Source organism: uncultured Aliiroseovarius sp. (assembly GCF_947492455.1).
Lineage (GTDB): Bacteria > Pseudomonadota > Alphaproteobacteria > Rhodobacterales > Rhodobacteraceae > Aliiroseovarius.
This window is the reverse complement of the sequence record NZ_CANLNB010000002.1, coordinates 396,695-421,800: the sequence shown is the minus strand read 5'-3', so window position 1 is coordinate 421,800 and position 25,106 is coordinate 396,695. Positions and strand designations below refer to the sequence as shown.

Genomic DNA, 25,106 nt, shown 5'->3' with positions numbered 1-25,106 from the left:
AGAATGCTACGGTCTCTGGACATTCGGGATATGCTGATCATCGACCGGTTGGAGCTTGAGTTCCAGCCGGGCCTAAACGTGCTGACTGGCGAAACCGGTGCCGGTAAATCCATTCTTCTGGACAGTCTGGGCTTTGTGCTTGGGTGGCGTGGCCGCGCCGATTTGGTGCGCACAGGCGCCGATCAGGGCGAGGTTGTCGCGGTGTTTGACCTGCCCGACGATCACCCCGCCCGTACTGTGTTGGACGACGCCGGGATCCCTGCCGATGACGAACTTGTGCTGCGCCGGGTCAACCGCTCGGACGGGCGCAAGACCGCGTGGGTGAATGACCGCCGTGCCAGTGGCGAGGTGCTGCGCGCCTTGTCCGATACGCTGGTGGAACTGCATGGCCAGCAGGACGACAAGGGGCTTTTGAACCCGCGTGTGCACCGGCAATTGCTGGACGAATTTGCCGGGCTGGGTGGCTCGGTCGATGCGACGAAAACCGCGTGGCGGGGCGTTGCGCAGGCGTCGAAGACCTTGGACGAGGCGCGGGCGCGGATTGACGCCGCGAAGGCCGAGGAAGAGTTTCTGCGCCATGCTGTGGAAGAGCTGGACAGCCTAGACCCGCAGCCCGGAGAAGATGCCGAGCTGGACGCGCGCCGCCGCCTGATGCAAGGGGCCGAGCGGATCGGCGAAGACATCTCGCGTGCGCATCAGGCGCTAGGCGTGGGCGAGGGGGCCGAGGCGCGCCTTGGCGACGCGTTGCGTTGGCTGGAAGGCGCGGCAGAGCAAGCCGGCGACGTGTTGGACGCCCCGATTGCTGCGCTCAGCCGTGCGTTGGATGAACTGGGCGAGGCTGTGTCAGGCGTGGAAGCCGCGATGGACAGCCTGTCTTTCAACCCGCACGAACTGGAGCAGGTGGAAGAGCGCCTCTTTGCCATCCGCGCTATGGCGCGTAAGCATCAGACAACCCCGGACGAACTGGGGGTGTTCGCCGTAGATCTACGCGGGCGGTTGGCAGCTTTGGACGCTGGGGCCGATGAAATTGCGGGGCTTGAGGCTGCGCTAGCTGACGCGCGCGCGCGGTATGATACTGCGGCGCAAGCGCTGTCCACGGCGCGCCATGACGCCGCCACTCGGCTGGATCAGGCGATGGGGGCGGAACTCGCGCCGCTCAAGATGGAGCGCGCTGTGTTCACGACGGACATTACTGCAGCGGAACCTGGCCCGGATGGCGTGGATGCGGTCACCTTCACTGTCGCGACCAACCCCGGCGCGCCCTCGGGACCGTTGAATAAAATCGCCTCGGGCGGTGAGCTTAGCCGTTTTCTGTTGGCCCTGAAGGTCTGCCTGACGCGCGACGCGACCGGCCTGACTATGATTTTTGACGAGATTGACCGTGGGGTCGGCGGCGCCACTGCCGATGCCGTCGGCCGCCGTCTGGCCGATCTCGCCAGTGCCGGGCAGGTGCTGGTCGTGACCCACAGCCCGCAGGTGGCTGCCCTTGGTGGGCATCATTGGCGTGTTAGCAAAGCGGTGATGGATGGGGTCACGCTATCCACCGTATCGCCCTTGTCATCTGATCAGCGCGTGGACGAGATCGCGCGGATGATCTCGGGCGATACGATCACCGACGCCGCCAAGGCCGCGGCGAAAGAGCTGTTGGCGGGGTGAGCTTAGTTTCGCGGGGGAACCAGCTTTCCGGGGTTCAGGATGTTGTCGGGATCAAGCGCGGTCTTGATATCCCCCATCAACGCCCAACCGTCCCCATGTTCCTCTTCCATCAGGTGCAGCTTGCCCATGCCCACGCCATGTTCCCCTGTGATGGTGCCCTCATAGCTCAACGCCCGGCGGCTCATCCGTTCGGCAAGCGCCTTTGCCTCGGCCATCTCTGACGGGCTGTCGGGGTCGATCAAGAGAATGGCATGGAAATTGCCGTCGCCCACATGGCCCAGAATAGGACCGGGGATCGTGGATGCCTCGATATCCGCACGCGTCTCTTCCACCGCCTGCGCAAGCTTTGAGATCGGCACGCAAATATCGGTGACCAAGGCCCGTGCGCCGGGGCGCAGGCTTTGCACCGCATAGAAAGCGTGATGGCGGATCTTCCACAGTGCGTTGCGATCCTCGGTTTTGGTGGCGTGTTCATAGCCTGCCGCGCCAAAATCGCGCGCGATTTCGCGGAAAATATCGCTGTCTTCGGTCACGGTGGTGCTGCTGCCGTGGAATTCCACCAGCAGATGCGGGCATTCGTCCATCTCGGTCCCGGCATATTGGTTGAACGCGCGGGCTGTGGCGTCGTCTACGAACTCGATCCGCGCGACGGCAAGCCCCATCTGGATCACCTGCTGTACTGCCTCCACGGCCGAAGCCATGTTGGGAAACGGACAGATCCCTGCGCGGATTTCTTCGGGCTGGCCATGCAGGCGCAAGGTCAGTTCGGTGATGATCCCCAACGTGCCTTCCGAGCCCAGAAACAGCGCCGTCAGATCATAGCCGGAGGATGATTTCGCCGCGCGCGAGCCGGTGCGGATCACCCGCCCATCGGCCAGCACCACGGTCAGGCCCAGCACGTTCTGGCGCATCGACCCATAGCGTACCGTTGTTGTACCCGATGCCCGGGTCGCTGCCATGCCGCCCAGCGAAGCGTTCGCGCCGGGATCGACCGGGAAGAACACGCCAAGCGTGCGCAATTCATGGTTAAGCTCTTCGCGGGTCAGCCCCGGCTGAACCACCGCAATCATGTCGCCCGGGTCTTGTGACAGCACCCGGTTCATCCGCGTCATGTCCAGACAGACACCTCCCTGCGCGGCACTTGTATGCCCTTCCAAAGACGTTCCCGCCCCGAACGGGATCACCGGCAATCCTGCTTGGCTGCAAACTTTCAGGATCTTACTGACTTCATTGGTGTTCTCGGGCCAAACCACAATATCGGGCGGGGCAGGGCGAAAATGAGTCTCGGACCCGCCATGTTGATCCAGAACAGGCTTGGACCGGCTGATACGATCGCCTAGAAATGACGAAAGCTCGGTGAACGCGGTGTCGATGGCCATCCCATCCTCCCCTGAGAAACCGGAACAACTTATGGTAAATGAAGGACCATTGGAAGGGTTCTACACGCGCAGCGCAATGATAAAACAGATAAAATTCATATTGGGTGAGCGCATCCAAATTCTGGGTGCGAAAACGCGCGAGGCGTGGCGCGTGATGGTCGAGAAGGGCCCAAGCCAGATGCAGTTCTGGTTGATCGCGCTGATCATTGGGGTGGCCTCGGGGGCGGCGGCGCTTGGCTTTCGCAAGGGGATCGAGATCTTGCAAGCGACCCTTTATGGCACCGATGATCTGACCCATTTGCACAGCTTTGCGGAAACGCTGCCGTGGTACTGGATTTTGCTGCTGCCTACTTTTGGCGGTTTGGTGGTCGGGCTGATCCTAAATTGGTTCACGCATGATGGCCGTGTGCGTGCGGTGGCAGACGTGATCGAAGGCGCGGCCCTTTGGGAAGGCCGTGTGGAAAAGCGCGCGGGTATTGGGTCGGCGCTCGCCTCGCTCATCACACTGTCGACCGGCGGATCGTCGGGTCGTGAAGGTCCGGTTGTGCACTTGGCCGCGGTGATCTCCAGCTGGATCTCGGCGCGGATCAACGCCAATGGGATCACCGGGCGCGACCTTCTGGGCTGCGCGGTTGCGGGTGCCGTCTCGGCCAGCTTCAACGCGCCCATTGCTGGCGCGCTCTTTGCGCTCGAGGTCGTGCTGCGCCACTTCGCCGTCCACGCCTTTGCGCCGATCGCCATCGCCGCCGTGTCTGGCACCGTGATCAACCGCCTGGAATATGGCGGCGTGACCGAGTTCGTCTTGCCCGCAGAAGGCACGCTGGCCTTTTATATCGAGCTCCCCGCGTTCCTGATCCTTGGACTGGTGTCGGGCATCGTCGCGGTGATCCTGATGCGCTCGATCTTCTGGGCGGAAGACTTAGGTGACACGGTGCAAAATCGACTGCGCTTGCCACGCATTCTGCGGCCCGCACTGTCGGGGTTCCTACTTGGCGCCATCGCGATCTTCTTCCCGCACATCATTGGCGTGGGCTACGAAACCACCTCGGCAGCGCTGACGGGAAGCCTGACCGCCGGGGTTGCGATTCTGTTCGTAGCGGTAAAAGTCGCCGCAGTGGCCATCACCATGGCCGGACGCATGGGGGGCGGGGTGTTTTCCCCCGCGCTGATGGTGGGCGCGCTGACCGGACTGGCCTTCGGGATTATTGCCACGGCTATCTTTCCAGACGTTTCCGGGTCCGAAACCCTTTATGCTCTGGCAGGTATGGGCGCCGTTGCGGCGGCCGTTTTGGGTGCTCCGATTTCCACCACAATGATCGTGTTCGAACTAACAGGGGACTGGCAAACCGGGATCGCCGTGATGTCCGCCGTGTCCCTGTCGACCGCGCTCGCCAGCCAGCTTGTCGACCGTAGTTTCTTCTTGACCCAGCTTGAGCGTCGCAACATTCACCTCGCTGCAGGCCCACAGGCTTATCTGCTGTCCACGGTCCGCGTGGCGCAGGTCATGCGAGATCGCGAACACGCGCGCAAAGCGGGTGAAGAACACTGCTGGGAACTGATCGAGGCTGGCGTCTATGTGGATGGCAACACCACTCTGGAAGTCGTGATGCCGATGTTTGAAGCCACGGGCGAACCCTATATTCCGGTCGTGACCTTGGGAGGCGAGGGCGATCCGCCCGAACTGTGGGGTGCGGTCTTCCATGTGGATGCACTGAAAGCCTTCAACCGCGCGCTTGCAGATACCGCGGCGGAAGAGCATTCCTGACACTCTGTTCATTTTCTTGTCATAAGTACCTCGGGGGAGCGCCGCAGGCGCGGGGGCAGCGCCCCTCAGGCTCACGACGTGAGCCTCCCAACGCCTTTACCCCAACGCCCGCGATAAGGCGCAGAACGCTTCCACGTCGATCTCTTCCGCGCGCGAAGTGGGCTTGATCCCGACCGAGGTCAGTACGTCCTCGATCTCGGGATGCATGCCCTTCAACGATGCACGCAGCATTTTGCGCCGCTGCCCGAAGGCCTTGGCCACAACAGCCTGCAGTTTGCCCGCATCCGCTTCGAACCGCGGTTCGGGCAGAGCCTCTAGATGCACCACGGCCGAGTGGATTTTCGGCGGGGGTGTAAAGGCTTCGGGGGGCAGTTCCATCACGACACGAGGCGTGGTGCGCCACTGGGCAAGTACGGCGAGACGCCCGTATTTCTTTGATCCCGGCTGGGCAACGATACGCTCGGCCACTTCTTTTTGGAACATCAGCGTCAGGCTGGACCAGGCAGGCGGCCAGCTGGGCGGGGTCAGCCACCGCACCAGAAGCTCGGTGCCCACATTATAAGGCAGGTTGGCGACGATGCGGATGGGGGGCGTCAGGTGCTGAAGCGGATCCAGCTCCAGCGCGTCGGCGTTCACAACTTCAAGCCGTCCCGGATAGGCGGCGGCGATCTCGGCCAAGGGGGCCATCGCGCGGCTGTCTTTCTCGACCGCAAGCACTTTGCGGGCGCCTTCGACCAGCAGGCCACGGGTCAACCCACCGGGGCCGGGTCCGACTTCCAAGACGTCACAGCCCGACAGATCCCCGGCCATCCGGGCGATCTTGGCGGTCAGGTTCAGGTCCAGCAGGAAGTTCTGGCCCAACGATTTCTTCGCGACCAGCCCGTGGGTGTTGATCACCTCGCGCAGGGGGGGCAGCCCGTCGATCTGGCTCATGAGGGGCTCTCCTGTCGGCGGGCAAGGCCCATTTGGTGGGCCATGCGCAGGGCGTTGATCAAGGAAGTGGCATCCGCAGCGCCGGTGCCCGCGATGTCATAGGCTGTGCCATGATCGGGCGAGGTGCGCACGAAGGGCAGGCCCAAGGTGACGTTGACACCACCCGCAAAGTCGATCGTCTTGATCGGGATCAGCGCCTGGTCGTGATACATGCAGACCGCCGCGTCATAGCCTGCACGCGCGCTGGCGTGGAACATCGTGTCGGCGGGCAGGGGGCCGCGCAGGTCAAACCCTTCGGCGCGCAGATCATTCAATAGGGGGGTGATCATGTTGATCTCCTCCATCCCCATCGCGCCACCTTCGCCCGCATGGGGGTTCAGGCCCGCAACGGCGATGCGCGGCGCTGCGTGGCCGAAATCGCGGATCAGGGAGGCATGGGTGGTGCGGATGACCTGTTCCAGCGTCTCGCGCGTTAGTGCTGCGGGGACTTCCGACAGCGCGATATGGATCGTGGCGGGTACGACGCGAAGTTCGTCGCAGGCCAGCATCATCACGACATCGGCGTCGCCTGCCAGATGCGACAGGTATTCGGTGTGGCCGGGAAACGGAAACCCCGCCCCGTCTTTCAGCGCTTTCTTGTTGATCGGGTTGGTGCAGACCGCAAGCGCCTCTCCTGTCTGCGTCAGCTCCACAGCGCGCGCGATCACATCGATCACGGCTTGCGCGTGTTCAGCTTGCGCCACACCGGGGACGCGTGGGGTGTGGAAGTCATGCGGCAATACCGGCAACGCCTCGGCACTATGCGCTTCGGCAGGATGGTCGATCTGCGTGAATGCGATACCTTCGGGCAGGTGGCGCGGGTCGCCGATCAGAAAGAACGGCACCTTGTCCTTCAAACCCGCAAAGGCCTTGGCGGCGATCTCGGGGCCGACCCCTGCCGGTTCGCCCATGGTCAAAGCCACGGGCGGGACAGGGGCGGACGCGCTGCTGTCAGCGGTCATTGCGCGTCAAATTCCTCGATAAACGCGGCGGCGCGAAGCTCTTCCAGATACGCGACCGAGAACGCTTGCAAGCGTTGGTTCTGCAGGCGCAGTTTTAGCTGGTCGCGGCTGACATCCTCGGGCAACTCGCGGCTGCGCGAACACAGCATCAGATAAACAAGGTTCTGCCCATCCGCCGAGGTTAGCGCGGTCGAGGCCTCGCCTTCATCAAGCTGTGCCAGCTCTACCGCGTATCGGGTGGGAAGTTCGCCGACCAGCAAGGTTTCATGCTGAATTTGCGCTTCGGTCGAGCCCGGGAACAGGCCGAACAAATCTACGCAACTGTCCGTTTTGGCACGGATGTCAGCAGCTTGCGCCAGCGCGTCTGCGCTGCGCCCGCCCGGGATCATCAAAGCCGCATATTCTACGGTGACGTCCGCTGGCGTGGGGCGGTCAACTTCTTCGATGGCCCGCAGCTGGAAGACGGCAATCCCATTTTGAACGGGAACAGGATCGGTCACGTTTCCGGGTTCTAGCGCTACGATTTGTGCCGCAATGGGACCAGGCAGATCCGACAGGTCCGTCCAGTCCAAACGTCCCGAGCGCCCGGCCGACTGCGCGACCGAGGACCGACGGGCTTCGGCCGCGAACGCACCCAAAGTAGAGATTTCAGACAGCTGCGTGGCACGCGCGCGTGCGTCTTGCATCTGTTCATGGGTCTGGGCGGGCAAGATAATCTCGGACATCAAAACGCGGACGTTTTGACCCGGCGCGGTCAGCGACAGTTGGCGATCAATCTCGTCCTCGGTGACCCGAATACGTCCCTGCCAGCGTTGGCGTACAAAGGCGCGCCACGCCAGCCCGTTCGAGACGAAATCGCGGAAGGTTTCGGGGGCGACGTCAGCTTGTGCGATGATCTTGTTGAAGTCCTCGACCTTCAGATTGAAGCGGCCGGTGAATTCGGACATGCCGGCCAGTACCTCTTCTGCTGTGACAGACACACCAGCGGCTTTGGCGGCCTGACGTTGTAGGGCTTCGTCGGTCAGCTGTTTCAGCGCCTGTTCGCGTAGATTGCCCGGGGCGCGCAACACCCCCAGAAACGCCATGCGTTGCGACAGCTGATACGACGTAATCACACTGTCGTTAATCTTGGCCACAGGTGCGAAAAGGTTTTGTGCCTGTGCCGGTGCTGGGCCAAATCCGGCCAGAGACACCAGACCGAAGACCAGACCCGATGCCGCGCAAGTCCATGCCGAAGCAGTTGCTTTGCGCGGTGTCTGGTGCGCTTTAGATTGGCTAAGAAATCCCATCGGTATTTTCCTGTATCGCATAACGCTTTTAATTGCTGACCTTGATCCTTGGCGTTTCATTCGCGCGGGCGCTAGCCGTTGCATTTATTCACCGCTGCTCCGCGGCCGCTTCCAAATCCGATCAATTCGAATTGCAGACCAAAATCAGTTGTTGGATCTACATTAATAGAGGTTGTGAAGCGACGCGAGAGGGAAAGATCGACCGAAAGGCATTCATTTCGGTATTCCACACCAATACTGGCACGGGTGGCCTGCTTTTCCTCGACATCGAAACTGCCATCGGCGGTGATTGTCCAGAAGTCGCCAACGTTCCAGGAGCTGTCCAGCCGCAGCTCGTGCGTGGGGATTGGCCGGTTTTCAGCCGCATCTTCGATCACCCAGATATGGGTTGCACCCAGTTGGAATTGATCAGTCAGCCACGCGGCGCGGGTTTCCGACTTGGTCAGGCCAAAGTCGTCATCCAGAAGCGCCCGGCCTTGGATCGAGATGCCCTCGCCATTGTTGACCGCGACCCCCAATAACCAGTCAGAGGTCTGACCCGATAGGCCAGAGGCGTCGGTGAACTGGCCTAGATCCGCCTCGCGGAAGACACGTCCTGCGGCCAAGGTGAACCCCCATCCCGACGGTGCATGACGCGTCCAGCTAAGACCCACGGCGGCCCGGAGCCCTTCTTCGCGGCGGTCGCTGCCCGGGAAGCGGTTCAGATCAAACAGGTTGCCCTGATCAAACTCGACGAACTGGCTGTCTTCATTGGGAATATCCGCGCCAACCTGTTCGGACCACGCCAAAGCTGCAACGGGTTCAAGCACGTCGACCGTTCCCCTCGCAGAGGCACGCGACAGGGGCCAGCGCAACGTCACACCCGCCGACGGCGCGGCGAAGCTCTGCTCAGTCTGATAGTTGCTATCCTGTTCGATCCAATAGACATCCGCGTCCAAAGCGGCCTGACCTTCGATCACCAGCCCCGCCGGACCAATCCAGTCGCGCCGCCAGTCAAGGCCGGCGCCGATACGCGCCACGTCGCGGCCCAGAATGTCCAGTTGGCTTTCACGGAAATGGGCCTGCCACGACAGGTTGGTACGTAGCTCGCCCCCGATAAGCCCTCCTGGATGGAAACGCCGCTCATAGAAGGCGTCAATCTGTGCAAAGGGCAACTGGTCCGAGATCGGGAGCTCGGACGCACGCAGAGTGTCATAACGGGTGATCCCCGCGAAGACGAACTCGTCACGGCGCGCACGCATCAACTCGATCACGTTTCGTAAGCGGTCCTGGTCCGAGTAACCGTAATCCAAGAGATAGCCGGGGTCCGAGATCTCTTGTAATTGGAACGACAGCGTATAGTCCCGTGGCAGCTGGAACTCACCCTCGGCAAACACGTAGAAACGTGGCTCGTCTTGCAGAATGCTGTCCTGACTCACGGCTCCGTTGATCAGAATGTCGCCTGTACGGAAGGCCTGACGATAGCGCAGTTCTAGGGTGCGGGTTTTGTCGGCGATATAGGGCGACACTGTAAGGTCCGCGTGGTCGCCCAGCTTGACGAAATAGGGGACCGAAAGGCCAAACCCGAGCGTCGTGTTGGTGCGGATCTTCGGTGTCAGAAAGCCGGTGGCGCGATCCAGCGTCGGGTCTGGCAGGCGCAAGCGCGGCAGATAGAAGATCGGCACATCCGCCACGCGCAGTTGAGCGTGGTGGAAGTAAAGCTGGCGCTCTTTTTCATCGTGGACCACACGCTCGGCACGGATCTGCCACAGGGGCACGGGGTTTTTCGCGCAGACATGACACGAGGACGCCGCGACACGTGACAGCTGAGTATAGCGGTCCTGCACGCGATTGATCTGGGCGGCGGCGATCTGCAATTGTTGATCCAGCACCAGACGCGCGCTTTTCAGAATGCCATTGCGCAGATCTGCGGACAGGGTCGCCTCGTCCGCCACCAAAACCGTGCCGTCGGGACGTGTGATGGTAATCGGGCCTGTGATGGACAGTGTGTTCGTGGCCTTATCATAGCTGACCTTGGTTGCGGTCAGGCGTGTGCCTTCGAACAGGACCACGACATTGCCATCGGCCACCAATCCACCATTTCCCACAACGCGCACGTGGTCCGCGATTAAACTGGCGGTCTGGGCTGCAATCGGAGCCGCCGTCAGCGCAAGCGTGCTGACCGAGCCTGCAAGCAGGGCAAGCGCCAATCGTCCGGCGCGCAGGTGCTGTGACAGGCCCATCAGCCGTCCTCCAGATGCAATAGAATGCCAAGTGGCAAAAGGATCGCGGCGATTGGGGGCGCCCACGCGGCCAGAAGGATCGGGATTTGCCCGTTCTCTCCGAGTATCTGTGCGAAGTTACGAATGAAATAGGCGCCAAAGCCCATCATCAGGGCAAAAAGAACCATGATCCCGGTGCGCCCAAAGCGTGTGTGGCGCATGGTAAAGCCCGCGCCAATCAGGACCATCGCGACCAAGAAGATCGGCATGGCCAGCTCCATATGCAGCCATACGCGGTGGGCACGGGCGGAAAAGCCTGCGGCCTCGAGTTGCCCAATGAAGCGCGGCAGATCCCAGATCGAGATCGAGCTGGGTTTGCCAAAGCTGTCCCGGATCTGCTCTTGCGTCAGGTTCGAGGCCAGCGAGAACATTGGATACTGAATGGCGGTGCTTTCGGGGTTGGCATCACTGATCAGATCCCAAACCTTCGCCCCGCGAATGGCCCAGTGTCCGGGTTCCAGCTTGGCGCTTGCCGCTTCGATGCGCAATGTGGGCGGTCCTTCAGGCGAGAAGGAAAAGAAGGTCACGTCAAAAAGCTCGGTCCCTTCGAGGTTCGAGCGATCAGCACGGATCACGGTTTGTCCGCTTTCGTTGCCTTGGCGCAACCAAACGCCGTCCGAGGCAATTGACAGGACCGAAGCCCCGCTGCCTTCGTATTGCGCTGCAATACGTTCGTATTTCTTGGTTGTCCCAGCAGTGATTGGATTGCCAATGGCGACGGCCAGAATGCCAAACAGGAATACCGTTACGACGGGCGCAATGAGAGTCATCAAGGCCGACCGTCCAGCCGCACGTGTCACTACCATTTCGGAACTGCGCGCGAGGCTCAGAAACATCCACAGCGTGGATAGAATCACGATCAAGGGCAGAATGCGGTACATCCAGACCGGTGCATTCAGCAGCGTCAGCCCCAGCACGTTCGAAAACCCGACGGATGCTGCATCGAATTTGCGCATACTCTCGACCATATCCAGCAGCACAAAGATGATCGCCAGCACGACGAGCATGCTTAGGAAGGCGCGCAGGAAGCGGCGGGCGATATAGAGATGCAGTCTCATGCGCCCACCTCGGACATTTGACGGCTGCGCTCGCGCATCGTGCGTCGACGGCGTCGTAGGTCCGAAAACGAGGGCCGGGTGGCCATGTAGAGGACGACGACGTTGAAGACGACCCCCACAAGTGTCGCCAGATAGACCAGCCAGACGCCGCCCTCGGTGCGGCGCGCCAGATCAAGCATAGTATTGTCGAGCGATTGCAGCAGGGCCACGGCCGCAAGCGCAATGACCACCTGTCGCCACAGACCAAACCGGCTGAAGCCGGCCACGATCAGCATGGAAAAGCCTGCCATCGCCGTCACGATGGAATAGAGCGCTTGGGCATTGCGGAAATGCCCTTCGGCACGCAGGGCCGCGCGGGTTTCGCCGGTCTCGACCATGGTTGCGATCGGTGGGTTCAACAGCTCGGGCGTATAGATCTGCGTCACTGTGCGCACACCTTCCTCGGCCCCGGTCAGAAGCGTGGCGATGTTGTAGGTGAAGTCCTCGAACCCGGTGGTGGTCAGGCGTTGGCTTTCGGTGTTAATTACCTGCGCCAACCCTTCAAACATCACAAGGCGGGGGCCAAGATCGGTCTTCACGATCAGGGCGCGGCGCGCGGTATAGGTATAGTGCTGCTCGTCATCTCGTTCGTCTGACAGGAAAATATCAAACAGCTCACCCGCCGGACTGATCTCGCGGATATAGAGCGTGATGCCATCTGCCGGGTGGACAAAACTGCCTTCTGTCAGGAAACGCGCGGTCACATTCTCAGCAATTTCGGCCTGACGTTCGGCAAAGCGCAACTGGCTCATCGGAACAAGGATGTGCGTCAGAACCAGCATGAACAATGCGGTGAGAAGGCCGAAAACCAGCACCGGGCGGGCCAGACGAAACGGACCATAGCCAGCCGCCTGAGCCACCACCAATTCACTTTCCGAGTTCAACCGGTTGGTGACCGATACCGCTGCCGCGAAGGACGCTATCGGGATGATGAACACGATCACGCCGGGCAGGATCATCGCCGAGAATTCAAGAAAGACCAGCGCGGTCTGGCCGTTGGCGATCAGCTGGTCAAACAGCCGCACGGCCCGGTTGACCCAGAAGAGCAACACCAGGACAAGCCCGTAGAAGCCGAACAGCACCACAAGCTGCGACAGCATATACCGGTCGAATCTGGCCACGTTCCCCCCTGTGAGCGCAACATCTTGTGGTCAGGTTTCTAAACCATCCGGCCGGCGGGGAAAACTGCTATCTGGTCAAACCTGTACGGGGCGGCTACCAATGGCAGAAACCTGCCAAACAAAGGACCCGTCATGACCGCCCCGATCCTTCCAAGTTTCACCGAAATCGACCTTGATGCGATCGGCACCCATAAGGGCCGCGTCACTGTGGTTCTGTCCGAACCCGGCAAGCTGCATCCGGCTGCGCGCCGCGTGAACAAGCTGATGCGTGGGGCGCTGGCGCGTTTTGCCGAAAGTGAGGCATTTGAGAAGATGAAGGACGGCGACGCGCAGGATTTGGCGTGGCCCGTCGGGATGGAGGCCGAGGCCGTTCAGGTTCTTCGCCTGTCCCAGCGCGCCGACGAAACCACAGCCCGCAAAGCCGGTGGAAAAATCGGGAAAGCCCTTCTGGGCAAGGATGTTCTGGTGCTGGCCGGATCGCTGAAACATGCAGATGAACTGGCACTTGGGGCCAGCCTGCGCGCCTATGCGTTCGACGATCACCAGACCAACGATGATGCGCCCGAGGGCGGCAGCCTGTCGGTGATGGTCTCGAAACCCGAAAGCTTCGCCGCGTCGGCTGACAGCGTCAAAGCCTTGGCCGAAGGTGTGTTCTTCACCCGCGATCTGGTGAACGAGCCCGCAAACGTGCTGACCACAACTGAGTTTGCGGCGCGGCTGGAAGCCCTGAAAAATCTGGGCGTTACCGTGAAGGTGCTGGAGGAACCCGAACTGGAAGCCCTCGGCATGCGCGCACTTCTGGGCGTGGGGCAGGGCTCGGAAAGCCCCTCGAAAGTCGTCATCATGGAATGGCTCAAGGGCGAAAAAGGCGCAGCCCCGCTAGCGCTCGTCGGCAAGGGCGTCGTGTTCGACACCGGCGGCATCAGCCTAAAGCCCGGCGCGGGCATGGAAGACATGACCATGGATATGGGCGGCGCGGGCACGGTCTCGGGCGTGATGAAAACGCTGGCCCTACGAAGCGCCAAGGCCAATGTGGTCGGGCTTGTCGGGTTGGTGGAAAACATGCCGGACGGACGTGCGCAACGCCCCGGAGACATCGTGACCTCGATGAAAGGCACCACGATCGAGGTGATCAACACCGACGCCGAAGGCCGCTTGGTTCTGTGCGATGTGATGTGGCATGCGCAGGAGGAATACAAACCCGCAGCAATGGTCGATTTGGCAACCCTGACCGGCGCAATCATCATCGGCTTGGGGCACGAAAACACAGGCGTATTCTCGAACGATGACACATTCTGCAATAACTTCCTGAAAGCCGCCGAGGCCGAGGGCGAAGGCGCGTGGCGGATGCCGATGGGGCCGGGCTATGACAAGCTGATCAAGTCGCATAAGGCGGACATCAAGAACGTGGGCGGTCGCGCGGCTGGGTCGGTGACCGCAGCGCAGTTCTTGGGCCGTTTTGTGAAAGACGACCAGCCTTGGATCCACCTGGACATCGCGGGCACGGCCCAGCTGTCCGGCGAAAGCCCCTTGGCGCCCAAAGGGGCAACCGGCTGGGGCGTTCTGGCGCTGAACCGTCTGGTGAAAGACCAGTTCGAAGGCTAAGCGCATGACAGACTCAGCAGGGACCGAAGGCAAAGGAACGGAAGGCGCCGCGCAAGGCGAGGTCTTCTTCTATCACCTGACCCGGTCCCCGCTGGAAGCTGCCCTTCCGATGTTGCTTGAGCGCAGCCTGCAAGCGGGCTGGCGCGTCTGCGTGCGCGGCCCCAATGCAGCGCGGCTAAACTGGCTGGATGAGCGGCTGTGGCTGACCCCGGAAGACGGGTTTCTACCCCACGGGCAGGCAGGCGGTCCGCAGGACGCACTCCAACCGATCCTGTTGACGTCGTCCCCCGATGCTCCAAACGACGCGCAAGCCCTGATGGCCATCGACGGGGCCGAGATTTCCGAAGACGACATGCGCGGACATACACGCGTGTTCGTGGTGTTTGACGGCAACGACCCCGACGCGGTGGCCCATGCGCGCACCCAATGGATGGCGGTGAAAAACGCAGGCGTCACGGCAAAATACTGGAGCCAGGAAAGCGGACGTTGGGAAATGAAAGCCTCAACCGCGCCCGAGGACGCGTAACCATACCTCTTCCTCTTGCCCAAAATACCTCGGGGTGAGGCCGTAGGCCGAGGGGCAGCGCCCCTCAGGCTCACTCTGTGAGCCACCGAAAGCATGGCCGACGACGGATGTTAGCGTGTCAGCACCAATTGATCGCGGCTGATTTCGATCTTCTCAAACCGTTGCAGATAATCGTTGCCCAGAAGAGACCGCGGCATCTCGCCCTCGTTCACCCAGACCTCGACCCCGAAATCCTGAACACCCAGAAGTTCGACATTGGCGATGCGGGCGGGGGCCGTGCGGACCTCGCCATTGGCGCTCATCGCGCGGCCATAGAAGCGCAAGGCGTTCATTTCGACGCCAATACGGGCGGCGTCCTCTGTCGTTAGGACGATGTTGCTGGCCCCGGTATCAACTATAAAATCAACGGGTTGCCCGTTCATCCTGAGCGTCGCATAGAAATGTCCGTCGTATGCGCGTGGCAACACGATTTCGCCCGTGTCCTGAATGACGCCTTGGCGCGGAGAGATGTCGTCGCGAATATCATTCCACAGCCCGACCCCCGCCAGAGCGCCCACAAAAATCAGCGCCCAGATCAGCGCATAACGCAGGTTTTGTCCCAGATTGGCGCGGCTTTCGGCAACGAAATAGCCACCCACGGCGGTCAGCAGCAGGGCAAGATAGGCAAGTCTGGCGATATCGTCTCCGGTCATAGGTCCGATATAGGAACGCCCAGCGGGAATGTCACCGGGTCAGCATGCCGCGTGTTATCCCATAAGTCCGAAATCGCGCAGCCCTTCTAGCACGAATTGCACCGCCAAAGCAGCCAACAACATGCCCAGAAGGCGGGTGACGACTTTGATCCCGGTCTCGCGCAGCAGGCGTTCCAGCAGCGGGGCCGCGTTGAACAGGACGAAGGCGATGACCAGAACCAGCGACATCACGACCAGAGCCAGCCCAACGCCCGCCAAACCGTCGCCTTGGCCCGCCAGCAGGATCACCGTGGCGATCGAGCCGGGACCGGCGATCAGCGGCATGGCCAGCGGAAAGACGGACGGGTCGTCGTCGCTTTCCGCCTCTTCCGACTGATCTTTCCGGCGCTGCGTGCGGCGTTCAAACAGCATGTCGAGCGCGGTCAGCAAGAGCAGGATCCCGCCCGCGATGCGGAAGGCCGGCATCGAGATGCCAAGAAAGCCCAGCACGCCCTCGCCAAGGAAGGCAAAGAGGGTCAGAAGCACACCCGCGATCAGGCAGGCACGGATCGCGACGGCCCGGCGTTTGGCAGCACTCATCCCTTGTGTCAACGCCATGAACAACGGCGAAATGCCGATGGGATCCATCACGACGAACAGGGTCACGAAGGACGGAACGAATAGATCAAAGTCCATCTTTAAGCCTCTGCTTTTTCAAGGTTATCTTGCGCTTCCATCCACAGGTTTTCGGCCCGTTCAATGGCCTCCATCACCTCGGCATGTTTCTTTTGCCAGACCGCGATATCATCCGAATTTCCCGCCTCATACAAAGCCGGATCGGCGAGCTTCGCGTCCAGTTTTTCGCGCATGTCTTCCAGTTTCTCGACCCGGGCTTCGGCCTTGCGTAGCTCGGACCGCAAGGCAAGGACCGTGTCGCGATCTGCGCGTTTTGCCTTGGCGTTTTCCTTGCGGGCCTCTTGCTTTTTCGCGGCCTGCTCGGCGCGATCGTCGGTTAGCAGCAACTTGCGGTAGTCTTCCAAGTCGCCCTCAAAGGGTGCTACACGCCCGTCCTTCACCAGCCATAGACGATCCGCCACAAGGCTCAGTAGATGCATGTCGTGGCTGACCAGAATGACCGCACCGGTATAGGCGGTCAGCGCCTCGACCAGCGCTTCGCGGCTTTCGATGTCCAAATGGTTGGTCGGTTCGTCGAGGATCAGCAGATGCGGGGCGTCGAGCGTCGCCAGTAAAAGCGTCAGGCGTGCCTTTTGGCCGCCTGACAGCCGCCGAACCTCGGTCTCTGCCTGATCTGCGCCCAGCCCAAAGCCCGAGAGCCGCGCGCGGTGTTTGCCCGGAAGTTCATCCGGGCGCAGGCGGCGCAGGTGATCAATCGGGGTCTCATCAGGGTACAGCTCATCCATCTGGTGCTGCGCGAAATAGCCGATCCGCAGCTTCGATGACTTGGTCATGCGGCCAGACATCAGGTCAAGTCTGTCTGATAACAGTTTGGAAAGCGTAGACTTTCCCTGACCGTTCTTGCCCAGAAGCGCAATGCGGTCATCCTGATCGATGCGCAGGGTCATGCGCGACAGGATCTCGACCTCGCCATAGCCCGTGGCGGCGCCTTCCATGTTGATGATGGGGGGCGACAGCTCCTCGGGTTCTGGGAACGAGAACGCCTTCAGCGCGGCCTCCTGCGGGGTCGTGATCGTCTTTAGCTTCTCAATCATCTTAAGACGCGACTGTGCCTGAACCGCCTTGGAGGCCTTATAGCGAAAGCGATCCACAAAGCTTTGCAGATGGGCGCGGCGGGCCTCGACCTTCTTGTTCTCCGATTCTGCCACCGCCAGACGGGCCGCGCGGGTTTCCGCGAACGTGTCATAAGGGCCCTGATAGAGCGTCAGCTTGCGGTCTTCCAAATGCAGAATGCCGCTGACCGAGCGATTAAGCAGCCCGCGGTCGTGGCTGATCACGATCACGGTGTGCGGATACTTTGTCAGATATTGCTCAAGCCAGAGCGCACCTTCCAAGTCCAGATAGTTGGTCGGTTCGTCGAGCAGCAGAAGATCAGGCTGGGCAAACAGCACGGCCGCCAGCGCCACGCGCATCCGCCAGCCGCCCGAGAAATCAGCGCAGGGCAGGGTGTGCTGGTGATCGTCGAACCCTAAGCCCTTCAGGATCGAGGCGGCGCGCGCCTCCGCGCTCCACGCATCAATATCGGCCAGACGGGTCTGGATTTCGGCAATGCGGATGGGGTCGGTGGCGGTGTCGGCCTCGGCCAACAAGGCCGCGCGTTCGGTGTCCGCTTCCAGCACCGTGTCCAACAAGGATGTCTGCGAGGCCGGAACTTCCTGCGCCACCCCGCCAATCCGCGCACCTTTAGGCACGGAAATGTCACCTGATTCCAGCGACAGCTCGCCTCGGATCAGGCGAAACAACGTGGTCTTGCCGGTGCCATTGCGCCCAACAAGGCCGATCTTGTGGCCGTCTGGAATGGTGGCCGACGCCCCTTCAAAAAGCGGGCGGCCTTCAACGGCATAGGTGATGTCAGAAATCCTCAGCATGGTTCCATGTGCCTTACCCATCCGCGCCCGTCAATCGCGGCTTTTCAAAACACGCGCGCCATGCTACGGGGGCCGCAAATCACATCGCGCCCGGTAGCGTTCCGCGCGCCCAACCGAAAAAGAGAGACCATCATGGCTATCCAACGCACTTTCTCGATCATCAAACCCGACGCAACCAAGCGTGACCTGACTGGCCAAATCATCGCCAAGTTCGAAGAAGCTGGCCTGCGTATCGTTGCGTCGAAGCGCATCCAACTGACCCTGGCCCAAGCTCAGCAGTTCTACGGTGTACACGCTGAACGCCCCTTCTTTGGCGAACTGTGCGAGTTCATGATCTCGGAGCCGATCGTTGTTCAGGTTCTGGAAGGTGAAGACGCCATCGCGAAAAACCGCGAAGTTATGGGCGCAACCAACCCGGCAGAAGCCGCAGAAGGCACCATCCGTAAAGAGTTCGCCCTGTCGATCGGTGAAAACTCGGTTCACGGTTCGGACGCTCCGGAAACCGCAGCAGAAGAAATCGCATTCTTCTTCTCGGGCCTCGAACTGGTCGGGTAAGCCACTTTTCTAGAAGACGAAAAGGCCGCTCGGGGAAACTCGGGCGGCATTTCTTATTTCCTCTTGCCAAAAATACCTCGGGGTGAGGCCGTAGGCCGAGGGGCAGCGCCCCTCAGGCTCACACCGTGAGCCACCGAACGCTATGATGATTGGCGAATGCCAATCTCATCCAAGATCGCTTCCATTTTGTCTTCGGGGGACGCCTTTGCCGCAGCCTCGACCTTCAACGCATCAAACCGCGCGCGCAGGGCGTCTTTTTCCTTGCCCTTGCAGTCGTTCCAAGGGCGGCCCTGAAGGCCCATGACCATGGCGTAGTAAGCAATGAAGTGGGGGCGGGAGCCTGTGGCTAATAGGCGGCGATAGGCCTCGTCTGGGCCGAGGGTGCGGAGCTCTTCGGCCGTATGGATGCCTGCGCGGGCATAGACCGCGTCCGAGACTTCTCCGAGATTTCAAATGGATGATACAGGATCGCTCATGTGCCGAGGTTAGTCGGTACAGTTAAAATCTTAAACCCGTATCAAGCCCAAATAAGCGCATCTGGCTCCATTTGGATCGCTTCTTCGCTGCCTCTCCCTTTGGTCGAACGCGAAAAGCGATGCGTCTTGAAATTGCGTGAACCAGAAACGCTTTAAATGCTGGCCCAATCGGTAAATAGAACCGTCGGCTCTTTCGGCTCGTCCGTGCGGGTGCGATCCCGCTTGGGCGGTGCCTTGACATGCACGTAACGCGTGCCGCCAGACGGTGGTTTATGCTTTTCTTCGGTTTTTTCCCTAGCCATATCCTTGCTCCACTACTCATTAGACGCGCCACGAATTGGACGCACAAGTTTCCCCACAGGAGCCTTTCGGCCTTCACATGTTAACATATCGTCGCGCAATAATCGTAAAAATATGAACACAAATTGTTTCCAAAGTGAAAAGGTGTGGCTGAGCTGCGACATGTGAACCGCGGGCAAAAAACACGGTACAGCCATGGTGTGGATCGCAAGATCGCGTCGTAACCCACAGAAAAAACGTAAAAATATCGGTTAATAATCGCGTTCGAAGTAAACGCCTACACCCGTTTCGCCATCCGACCCCAAACTGCCGCGTGCGGTCAGGGATGGGGACAGGGTCAGGTTCAAATTCACTTCGGCTTTACCATCTGCGCCGACCGTGACGTCGGTATAGATGTTTTCCGAGATGTATTTGCCCGCACGAACCGAGGCTGCCCCCGTTTCATCCGTGGTCACGTCCAGATCATCCAGCGCGAAACTGCCGCGCAGACGGCCCAGCACACCTTCGCCGCCTTTGCCGGCCAGCGTACGGACCGCAGCGGCCAGCCTGAGCGCCTGAATGGCCGAGATCTGGGTGATGTCTTTTCCGAACAACAGGCGCGCCAGAACTTCGTCCTCGGGTAACTCGGGGGACGAGGTAAAGCTGATTTCGGGCTCCGAGACCGGGCCGGTCAGGCCGATCCTGATGTCCGTATCTTCGGCGCGGGCTTCGGCCAGGAAGCGCAGATAGGCGTTGAAATCACCCTGCAGGCTCACATCGCCCTCGGTCAGGGTCAGGCGCTTCCCTAGCATGTCCAGTCGCCCGCGGATCAGGGTGAACTCGCCCTGCGGAATGACGTTTGCACTGGTGCCCGTGATGCGCAGCGATCCGCCCAGTTCTGCATCCAGCCCCCGTCCGCGGACAAAGACCTGCCCGGGCGCATTCAGTGTAATGTCCAGCGGGTAAGGGCGTCCGGTGGTCGTGGGGCTCGCCTCAACGATAAGTCCCGCGAACTGCCGCGTCTGGCGCACGGCCGCCGGTTCGCCCACATGTTTCAGGCCCGCCATGACGGGCAGGGTGCCGGGGGCGGTTTCTGGCACGCGCAGTTCCGTGCGTCCTAGGTCGATCTCGGCGCGCAAAGTGGCTCCGCCCTGTAGCGGTCCGCGCAGATTGGCATTGCCATTCACGGTGGTCTCGAACAGGGCGCCGTCCGTCAGGCGCAGCTGATCCAGCAGGATCGACAGATCGGCCTGCATCGGCGCGGCCAAGCCAATCGTTCCCGATGTTGCAATCCGACCACCCGCCGCGACCGAGCTTTGGATGTCCAGCGTTGCGGTCCCGCCCGCCAAGGTGACCTGTCCGCTGTTGATGTCGATGGCTTGTTTCAAACGCGGCAGGGCCACGCGCGCGTCCTGTGTGGTCAGCGTGCCCGAAAGCGACGCAAGGTCCAGTGGGCCGCGCAGGGCGAAGTCATAGCTGGCGGTGCCCGTGGCCAGCCGGGGCCGGATCATCGGATTGGCCAGTGCAAGCGGCGCGGTGCCAGACAGGGTCAGATCGGCCTCTGTGCCATCCACGCTGAGCGTGCCGTCCACGCGCCCATTCACGCCTGCGGGGCCAGTGGCGTTTACTGCAACCCGCCAGCTTTCCCCTGTCAGTTCCGCACTGCCCTGTGCCTCGGCCGGGCCGGATATGCCGTCGGCAATCAGGCCAAGATCCGTTAGGCGCGACTGGAACGTGACGCGGGTTCCCTGATCCGCAGGCGTACCCTTGGCCGTCAGGGACAGCGCGTCACTGCGCAGGGTCAAGTGGTCTAGCGACACCGGTGCATCGCCTGCGCTCTGAGCCGCCAAAGACAGGGTGCTTTCACCTCTTAAAAGAGCGTCTGCTTGTGCAATCCCAGTGCCAAGGGATGTGGCGATCGCGTTCAGCTCAATTGTGAAGTCGCCGCTTTCGGGGCGTAGTTGGCCACCCACGTCAAACTGCAGCCCGCCAGACAGGGGGCGCTGTGCCAAGCCGCTATAGGGGGCAAGCTGCACGATGTCTCCGCGCAATGTGCCGTCGATTTGCTCAGCGATTCCGTCCGCAAAGCGCACATGGGTCGTGCCGTTCAGCGTCGCCTCACCGGGGCCAGTGAAGTCCGTCTGAACCCGCAGATCCGTCCCAATTTGCAGCACAGATGCGGTCAGATGGGCCGGGCCGCGAAGCTTCGGGTCGACGGCGCTTGCATCGGGCAGGAGCAGCGAGATGTCGGCCGTCGATTCACGGCTCGTCAGATCGGCCGAGGCCGTCAGCAGCGCCTTCTCGGTCTTTAGTTCCAAGCCCTCAATCTGGGTGCCGGTTGTGTTACGCACCGCGCGCAATGCGAGCGTGCTCTGCCCACCGATCACTGCGTCCAGTTGCGGTTGGTTTACGCCCAGCCCAGCACCGCGCCCAGCAAGACGCAGATCAAAAGCGCCGCCCAGAAGGTTGCTTTCGCCAGCCAAACCTATGACCACGCGTCCCGACAAAGGCGTGCCTGCAAGGCCCGAGAACCGCGAAAGATCACCTGCGTTTAGACGTAGCGTATCGCTACGTGCGACCACGCCGTTGGCGAAGTCCGACAGGGCTACGTCGCCCGTCAGGTCGTAGTCCTTGCCTGCCAGTGTCAGGTTTGAGATCGCCAGAACGTCATCGCTTTGCCAGTTGAACTGCAGCGCGCCGGTCAGATCGGTGCCGATGGCTGCCGCCAGCTCGGGGCCTTTCGGCTGAATGGAGTTTGCGACCAGCCGCACGGCACCGTCGATCAGCGACGCACCCCCGTCCACACCGGCGCGCAATTGCCCCGACCCGGACAAGGTGGCCGCGTCAATGCTCAGATTGCTCTGCGTGAAGCCGGCAAGATTGGCGCGCGCGGTCCAGAGGTCTCCGGTGGCGGCATCATAGGCGATGGTCAGGTCGGCAGAGGACAGCAGCGTGCGTGGACCAGACAGGGGCAGGCGGACGGGCCTACCGTCTGGCGACGCGATACGCCCATTCAGGGCAATGCGCGTGGGCCAGCCGCTTGGGGCCAGCTGCACATTTCCGGTGACGTTCAGAGCCTCAGATTGCATCGACAGCGTATCAATCCGTGTCGTGCCATCAGACAGCTGAGACGCCTGCGCGCTGACGTCGACATTATCCCCGAAGAAGGTTTTGAAATCGGGATGGAGGAGGGGCGAGATATCTCCGGACAGCTCTAGGGCATATGTGCGGTCGAATTCGGGCGTGTCCGGCTGCGCAGAGGTGACAGGGCTTTCGGTTAAGCGGACATGACCCGTCAGCCGCGGTGCGCCGTCCGTTGCCAGCGCGATCTGGGCGTCGAAATCTGACAGGGGGCCGGTCCCGTCGAGCTTCAGATCAAGGGCAGGTTGGCCGGGAATGCCCAGCAGGGTGGCGGCCATGCCGCCCGCATTCTCTTGAAGCGACAGAAGCAGCGACAGGATCCGATCAGTGTTGTCATAGCCGCCCTTCAGCGCCAACGACCCTTTCGGCCCATCCAACCGGGTAATGGTCAGATCAGCATTTCCTGCACCTGCTTCCAACGCGGCAGACCCTTGAAGCGAAATCTCGGCGGCTTGCCCGATCACGTCTTCGCCAAGATGGAACCGCGCCGCGCGGATGTTGCCAATGTTCAGCGAGACTGGCAGCTCGGGCAGGGCAAAACCGGTTGCCTCGGGGGCAGGGAGGCTGGGGTCCGGGATTGGACGGCGTGAGAGTGTGATCTCCTCGGCCTCAAGCGCGTCGATCTTTACGTTCCCAGTCAATAGCGCGCTGCGGGTCCACGTCAGGGTCAGTCCGCGTAAGGACAGCCAGATCCCTTCGCCATCCGCGATGGTGATCTCGTCGACCGTGGCCTGAGAGCTGAACGCACCCTGAAATCCGACGATTTTGATCTCACGCCCTGTGTCCGACAGAGTGTCCTCTAGGAAGGCCTGAAGATAGCCGCGGTCATCCTGAGACGCGTCTTGCGACACGGCCGCGAGGGGGAGAGTGAACGCGGCAATCAGGGCCAGAAGAAAACGCAGTATCATCAGAACGCCTGCCCAATCCCAAGATAGATTTGTACGCCATCGCCGGTGTCTCCGGAAATCGGCCCGGCCACATCCAAACGCAGCGGGCCGATGGGGGTCCTATAGCGCAGCCCAAGCCCGGCGCCTGCGTGCCAGTCACCATCGCCCCCAAACAGGCTGTCATCGCTGACGTGACCGGCATCGGCAAAGGCCACCAGCCCGATGGTGTCGGTGATCGTCGCGCGCAGTTCGGTCGAGACGGCCAGATAAGACCGCCCACCGCGCAGACCGCTTATGCCTTCGGGAATACCCAAAGACTGATAGGGTTGTCCGCGGACCGAGTTCCCGCCGCCTGAAAAGAACAGGTGTTCCGGCGGAATGTCCTGTACGTCGTCGGAATAGACTGTACCGGCTTGCACCCGGCCCGCCAGCACGAAGCGGCCGCCCGTTCCCAGCCCGCGATACGCGCGCGCATCGGCATAGGCACGCGCCCCGCTGCCACCGCCATTCAGGGACAGGAACGGTGTCACCTCAGCGCGCAGGAAGGTCCCGGATGTAGCATCCAGCAGGTCATTACGCCGGTCCCAGGTCAGCCCAATTGGCAGGGTCAGCTGGAAAAAGTCACGATCGCCGAACACATCGGTGATGTCCGAGTAGTGCAGCGCGACACCAATCTCGCCCGACAATGTGTCCGAGAATATTCGGGTCATCCCCGCCCCCAGATCGACACTGCGCGAGATATAGGCGGGTTCGTCTTCATAGGCGGCATTGACATAGCCAAACGCAGTTGTGTCGGGGCCGAACGTCGCGGGCTGTTCCAGCCGGGCACCAAGGCGATAGTCGACGCCACCATGCTGGCCGCCAATCCCTGTGATCTCGCCTTCGACACGGAAGCGTTCCGCCCCGCCCAGAAAGTTCCGATGCATCCAATAGGCGGACAGGCCGATGCCTTCGAGCGAGGAAAGCTCCGCCCCCACGCCAAAGCGACGCGGCTTTTCATTGGCCAAGGCAAGCCCAACGTCCAAAGTGTCATCTGGGTTGAGGGTCTTGGCCTCGGTCACCGAGACCGACGAAAAGGCCCCCGTGCGGCGCAGGCGGCCCACCACCTTGTCCAGCGCCTCGGGCGCGTAGGTTTCACCAGTTGGAAAGCCCGCGATCCGGGCGATCCGTTCAGCCCGCACGGCGCTGTCCGTCGTCTGGGTCATGCGGCCGAACCGGGCTTTTGGACCGGGTGAGAACTGCAGGTCCGCCGACAGGGTGTGCCGGTTATGATTTGCGGTGATGCTTTGGCGCGTTAGATCGGCCTTGGGGTGGCCCGCCTGCCGCCATGCCAGATGGGCGGCATCGGCCGCCGCCTGAATTTGTGTACTTTCCGCGCGTTCTCCGGTGCGGAACCCGTCTGGCAGTTTGGTGCCCGGGGCTAAAGGGGCCACGCGCGCGGTGCCAAAGGTGAAAGGCGCGCCGGGGTCCACGGTGATCTCGATGGTGTTGATCTGGGCGGGCAGGTTGAACACGGGAATGCGTCCGGCCTCGCGCCCGTCCACACGGATGCGGATCACACCGCCGTAATAGCCGTTGGCATAAAGCGCTTCCGTCAGGCGGCCATATTCGGCCAGCGCGGCGGCCATCACGTCGCGGGGGTCGGTTTCGCCGTCCTGTTTCGCGTTCTGCACAAGCGATGCGGCTTTGATCGCGTTTTTCAGGCCACTGTCATCGCCCAGAACCGTGATCTGGACAGTGTCGAGCGCCCACGCAGATTGCCCGAAAAAGGCCAGCAGAAGAGGCAGGCAAACCCGTCGCAACAGCGGCGCGAAAGTCAACGTTTTCAAACCTAGAATCCTTGTGAGCAGCACAATCATCCCCAATGAGGGAAAGCCTAGCCCGTCGCCGGTGGAAGCAC

Annotated in this window: 18 protein-coding genes and 1 pseudogene; 5 read left to right on the top strand and 14 right to left on the bottom strand. The window is 61.5% G+C overall.

All coding sequences use genetic code 11. The annotated features are described in order from the left end of the window. Window positions 1–3 precede the first annotated feature (3 nt). Window positions 4–1,656, top strand: a complete 1,653-nt coding sequence (gene recN, locus Q0677_RS05465; protein WP_298906822.1) for a DNA repair protein RecN — start codon at window positions 4–6, stop codon at window positions 1,654–1,656. A gap of 2 nt (window positions 1,657–1,658) precedes the next feature. Here recN and Q0677_RS05460 read toward each other — a convergent pair whose 3' ends face one another. Beyond that, complete coding sequence (locus Q0677_RS05460) at window positions 1,659–3,035, bottom strand: FAD-linked oxidase C-terminal domain-containing protein (protein WP_298906819.1); 1,377 nt, start codon at window positions 3,033–3,035, stop codon at window positions 1,659–1,661. 154 nt (window positions 3,036–3,189) lie between these two features. On the opposite strand from Q0677_RS05460, the gene Q0677_RS05455 reads away from it, so the two are divergent. Beyond that, window positions 3,190–4,800 carry a chloride channel protein gene (locus Q0677_RS05455; RefSeq protein ID WP_298907507.1) on the top strand — a complete coding sequence of 537 codons (1,611 nt, stop codon included), beginning with the start codon at window positions 3,190–3,192 and terminating at the stop codon, window positions 4,798–4,800. A gap of 96 nt (window positions 4,801–4,896) precedes the next feature. On the opposite strand, the gene rsmA is transcribed toward Q0677_RS05455, so the two are convergent. The 6 genes from rsmA to lptF form a co-directional block, all read right to left on the bottom strand. Continuing rightward, window positions 4,897–5,733, bottom strand: a complete 837-nt coding sequence (gene rsmA / locus Q0677_RS05450) for a 16S rRNA (adenine(1518)-N(6)/adenine(1519)-N(6))-dimethyltransferase RsmA (RefSeq protein ID WP_298906814.1) — start codon at window positions 5,731–5,733, stop codon at window positions 4,897–4,899. Then, window positions 5,730–6,734 carry a 4-hydroxythreonine-4-phosphate dehydrogenase PdxA gene (gene pdxA, locus Q0677_RS05445; protein ID WP_298906811.1) on the bottom strand — a complete coding sequence of 335 codons (1,005 nt, stop codon included), beginning with the start codon at window positions 6,732–6,734 and terminating at the stop codon, window positions 5,730–5,732. Before pdxA ends, rsmA begins: the two co-directional genes overlap by 4 nt. After that, window positions 6,731–8,023, bottom strand: coding sequence for a peptidylprolyl isomerase (locus Q0677_RS05440; RefSeq protein WP_298906808.1), 1,293 nt, complete (start codon window positions 8,021–8,023; stop codon window positions 6,731–6,733). The genes pdxA and Q0677_RS05440 overlap by 4 nt, the downstream gene beginning before the upstream one ends. Window positions 8,024–8,094: 71 nt before the next feature. Next, window positions 8,095–10,245, bottom strand: a complete 2,151-nt coding sequence (gene lptD / locus Q0677_RS05435; RefSeq protein WP_298906805.1) for an LPS assembly protein LptD — start codon at window positions 10,243–10,245, stop codon at window positions 8,095–8,097. Further along, window positions 10,245–11,342: an LPS export ABC transporter permease LptG gene (gene lptG / locus Q0677_RS05430; protein ID WP_298906802.1), complete on the bottom strand. Its 1,098-nt coding sequence runs from the start codon at window positions 11,340–11,342 to the stop codon at window positions 10,245–10,247. The genes lptD and lptG overlap by 1 nt, the downstream gene beginning before the upstream one ends. Then, entirely contained in the window at window positions 11,339–12,502 is a 1,164-nt protein-coding gene (lptF, locus tag Q0677_RS05425; RefSeq protein ID WP_298906797.1) for an LPS export ABC transporter permease LptF, read from the bottom strand. The genes lptG and lptF overlap by 4 nt, the downstream gene beginning before the upstream one ends. A 132-nt stretch (window positions 12,503–12,634) precedes the next feature. Between lptF and Q0677_RS05420 the strand changes: the two genes are divergently transcribed. Together Q0677_RS05420 and Q0677_RS05415 are read left to right on the top strand one after the other, a co-directional pair. Beyond that, window positions 12,635–14,107, top strand: a complete 1,473-nt coding sequence (locus Q0677_RS05420) for a leucyl aminopeptidase (RefSeq protein WP_298906794.1) — start codon at window positions 12,635–12,637, stop codon at window positions 14,105–14,107. Between the two features lie 4 nt (window positions 14,108–14,111). Beyond that, window positions 14,112–14,633: a DNA polymerase III subunit chi gene (locus tag Q0677_RS05415; protein WP_298906791.1), complete on the top strand. Its 522-nt coding sequence runs from the start codon at window positions 14,112–14,114 to the stop codon at window positions 14,631–14,633. A gap of 110 nt (window positions 14,634–14,743) precedes the next feature. On the opposite strand, the gene Q0677_RS05410 is transcribed toward Q0677_RS05415, so the two are convergent. The 3 genes from Q0677_RS05410 to Q0677_RS05400 are packed head-to-tail and all read right to left on the bottom strand — an operon-like array spanning window position 14,744 to window position 17,868. Then, window positions 14,744–15,325, bottom strand: a complete 582-nt coding sequence (locus Q0677_RS05410) for a TIGR02281 family clan AA aspartic protease (protein WP_298906788.1) — start codon at window positions 15,323–15,325, stop codon at window positions 14,744–14,746. Between the two features lie 54 nt (window positions 15,326–15,379). Then, the gene (locus Q0677_RS05405; RefSeq protein ID WP_298906785.1) at window positions 15,380–16,000 is read right to left on the bottom strand and encodes a MarC family protein; all 621 of its coding nucleotides are present in this window, start codon (window positions 15,998–16,000) and stop codon (window positions 15,380–15,382) included. A gap of 2 nt (window positions 16,001–16,002) precedes the next feature. Further along, on the bottom strand, window positions 16,003–17,868 hold the full coding sequence (locus tag Q0677_RS05400; protein ID WP_298906782.1) for an ABC-F family ATP-binding cassette domain-containing protein: 1,866 nt from the start codon (window positions 17,866–17,868) through the stop codon (window positions 16,003–16,005). A 132-nt stretch (window positions 17,869–18,000) separates the two neighbouring features. Between Q0677_RS05400 and ndk the strand changes: the two genes are divergently transcribed. Further along, window positions 18,001–18,423, top strand: a complete 423-nt coding sequence (gene ndk, locus Q0677_RS05395; RefSeq protein WP_298906780.1) for a nucleoside-diphosphate kinase — start codon at window positions 18,001–18,003, stop codon at window positions 18,421–18,423. 140 nt (window positions 18,424–18,563) lie between these two features. On the opposite strand, the pseudogene Q0677_RS05390 reads toward ndk, so the two are convergent. From Q0677_RS05390 to Q0677_RS05375, 4 genes and pseudogenes are all read right to left on the bottom strand, one after another. Next, window positions 18,564–18,899 (bottom strand): annotated as a pseudogene (locus Q0677_RS05390) (TfoX/Sxy family DNA transformation protein). A gap of 152 nt (window positions 18,900–19,051) precedes the next feature. Next, window positions 19,052–19,201: a hypothetical protein gene (locus Q0677_RS05385; protein WP_166636230.1), complete on the bottom strand. Its 150-nt coding sequence runs from the start codon at window positions 19,199–19,201 to the stop codon at window positions 19,052–19,054. Between the two features lie 249 nt (window positions 19,202–19,450). After that, window positions 19,451–23,227: a translocation/assembly module TamB domain-containing protein gene (locus Q0677_RS05380; protein WP_298906772.1), complete on the bottom strand. Its 3,777-nt coding sequence runs from the start codon at window positions 23,225–23,227 to the stop codon at window positions 19,451–19,453. Continuing rightward, on the bottom strand, window positions 23,227–25,035 hold the full coding sequence (locus Q0677_RS05375) for an autotransporter assembly complex family protein (RefSeq protein ID WP_298906770.1): 1,809 nt from the start codon (window positions 25,033–25,035) through the stop codon (window positions 23,227–23,229). The genes Q0677_RS05380 and Q0677_RS05375 overlap by 1 nt, the downstream gene beginning before the upstream one ends. Between the last annotated feature and the right edge of the window lie 71 nt (window positions 25,036–25,106).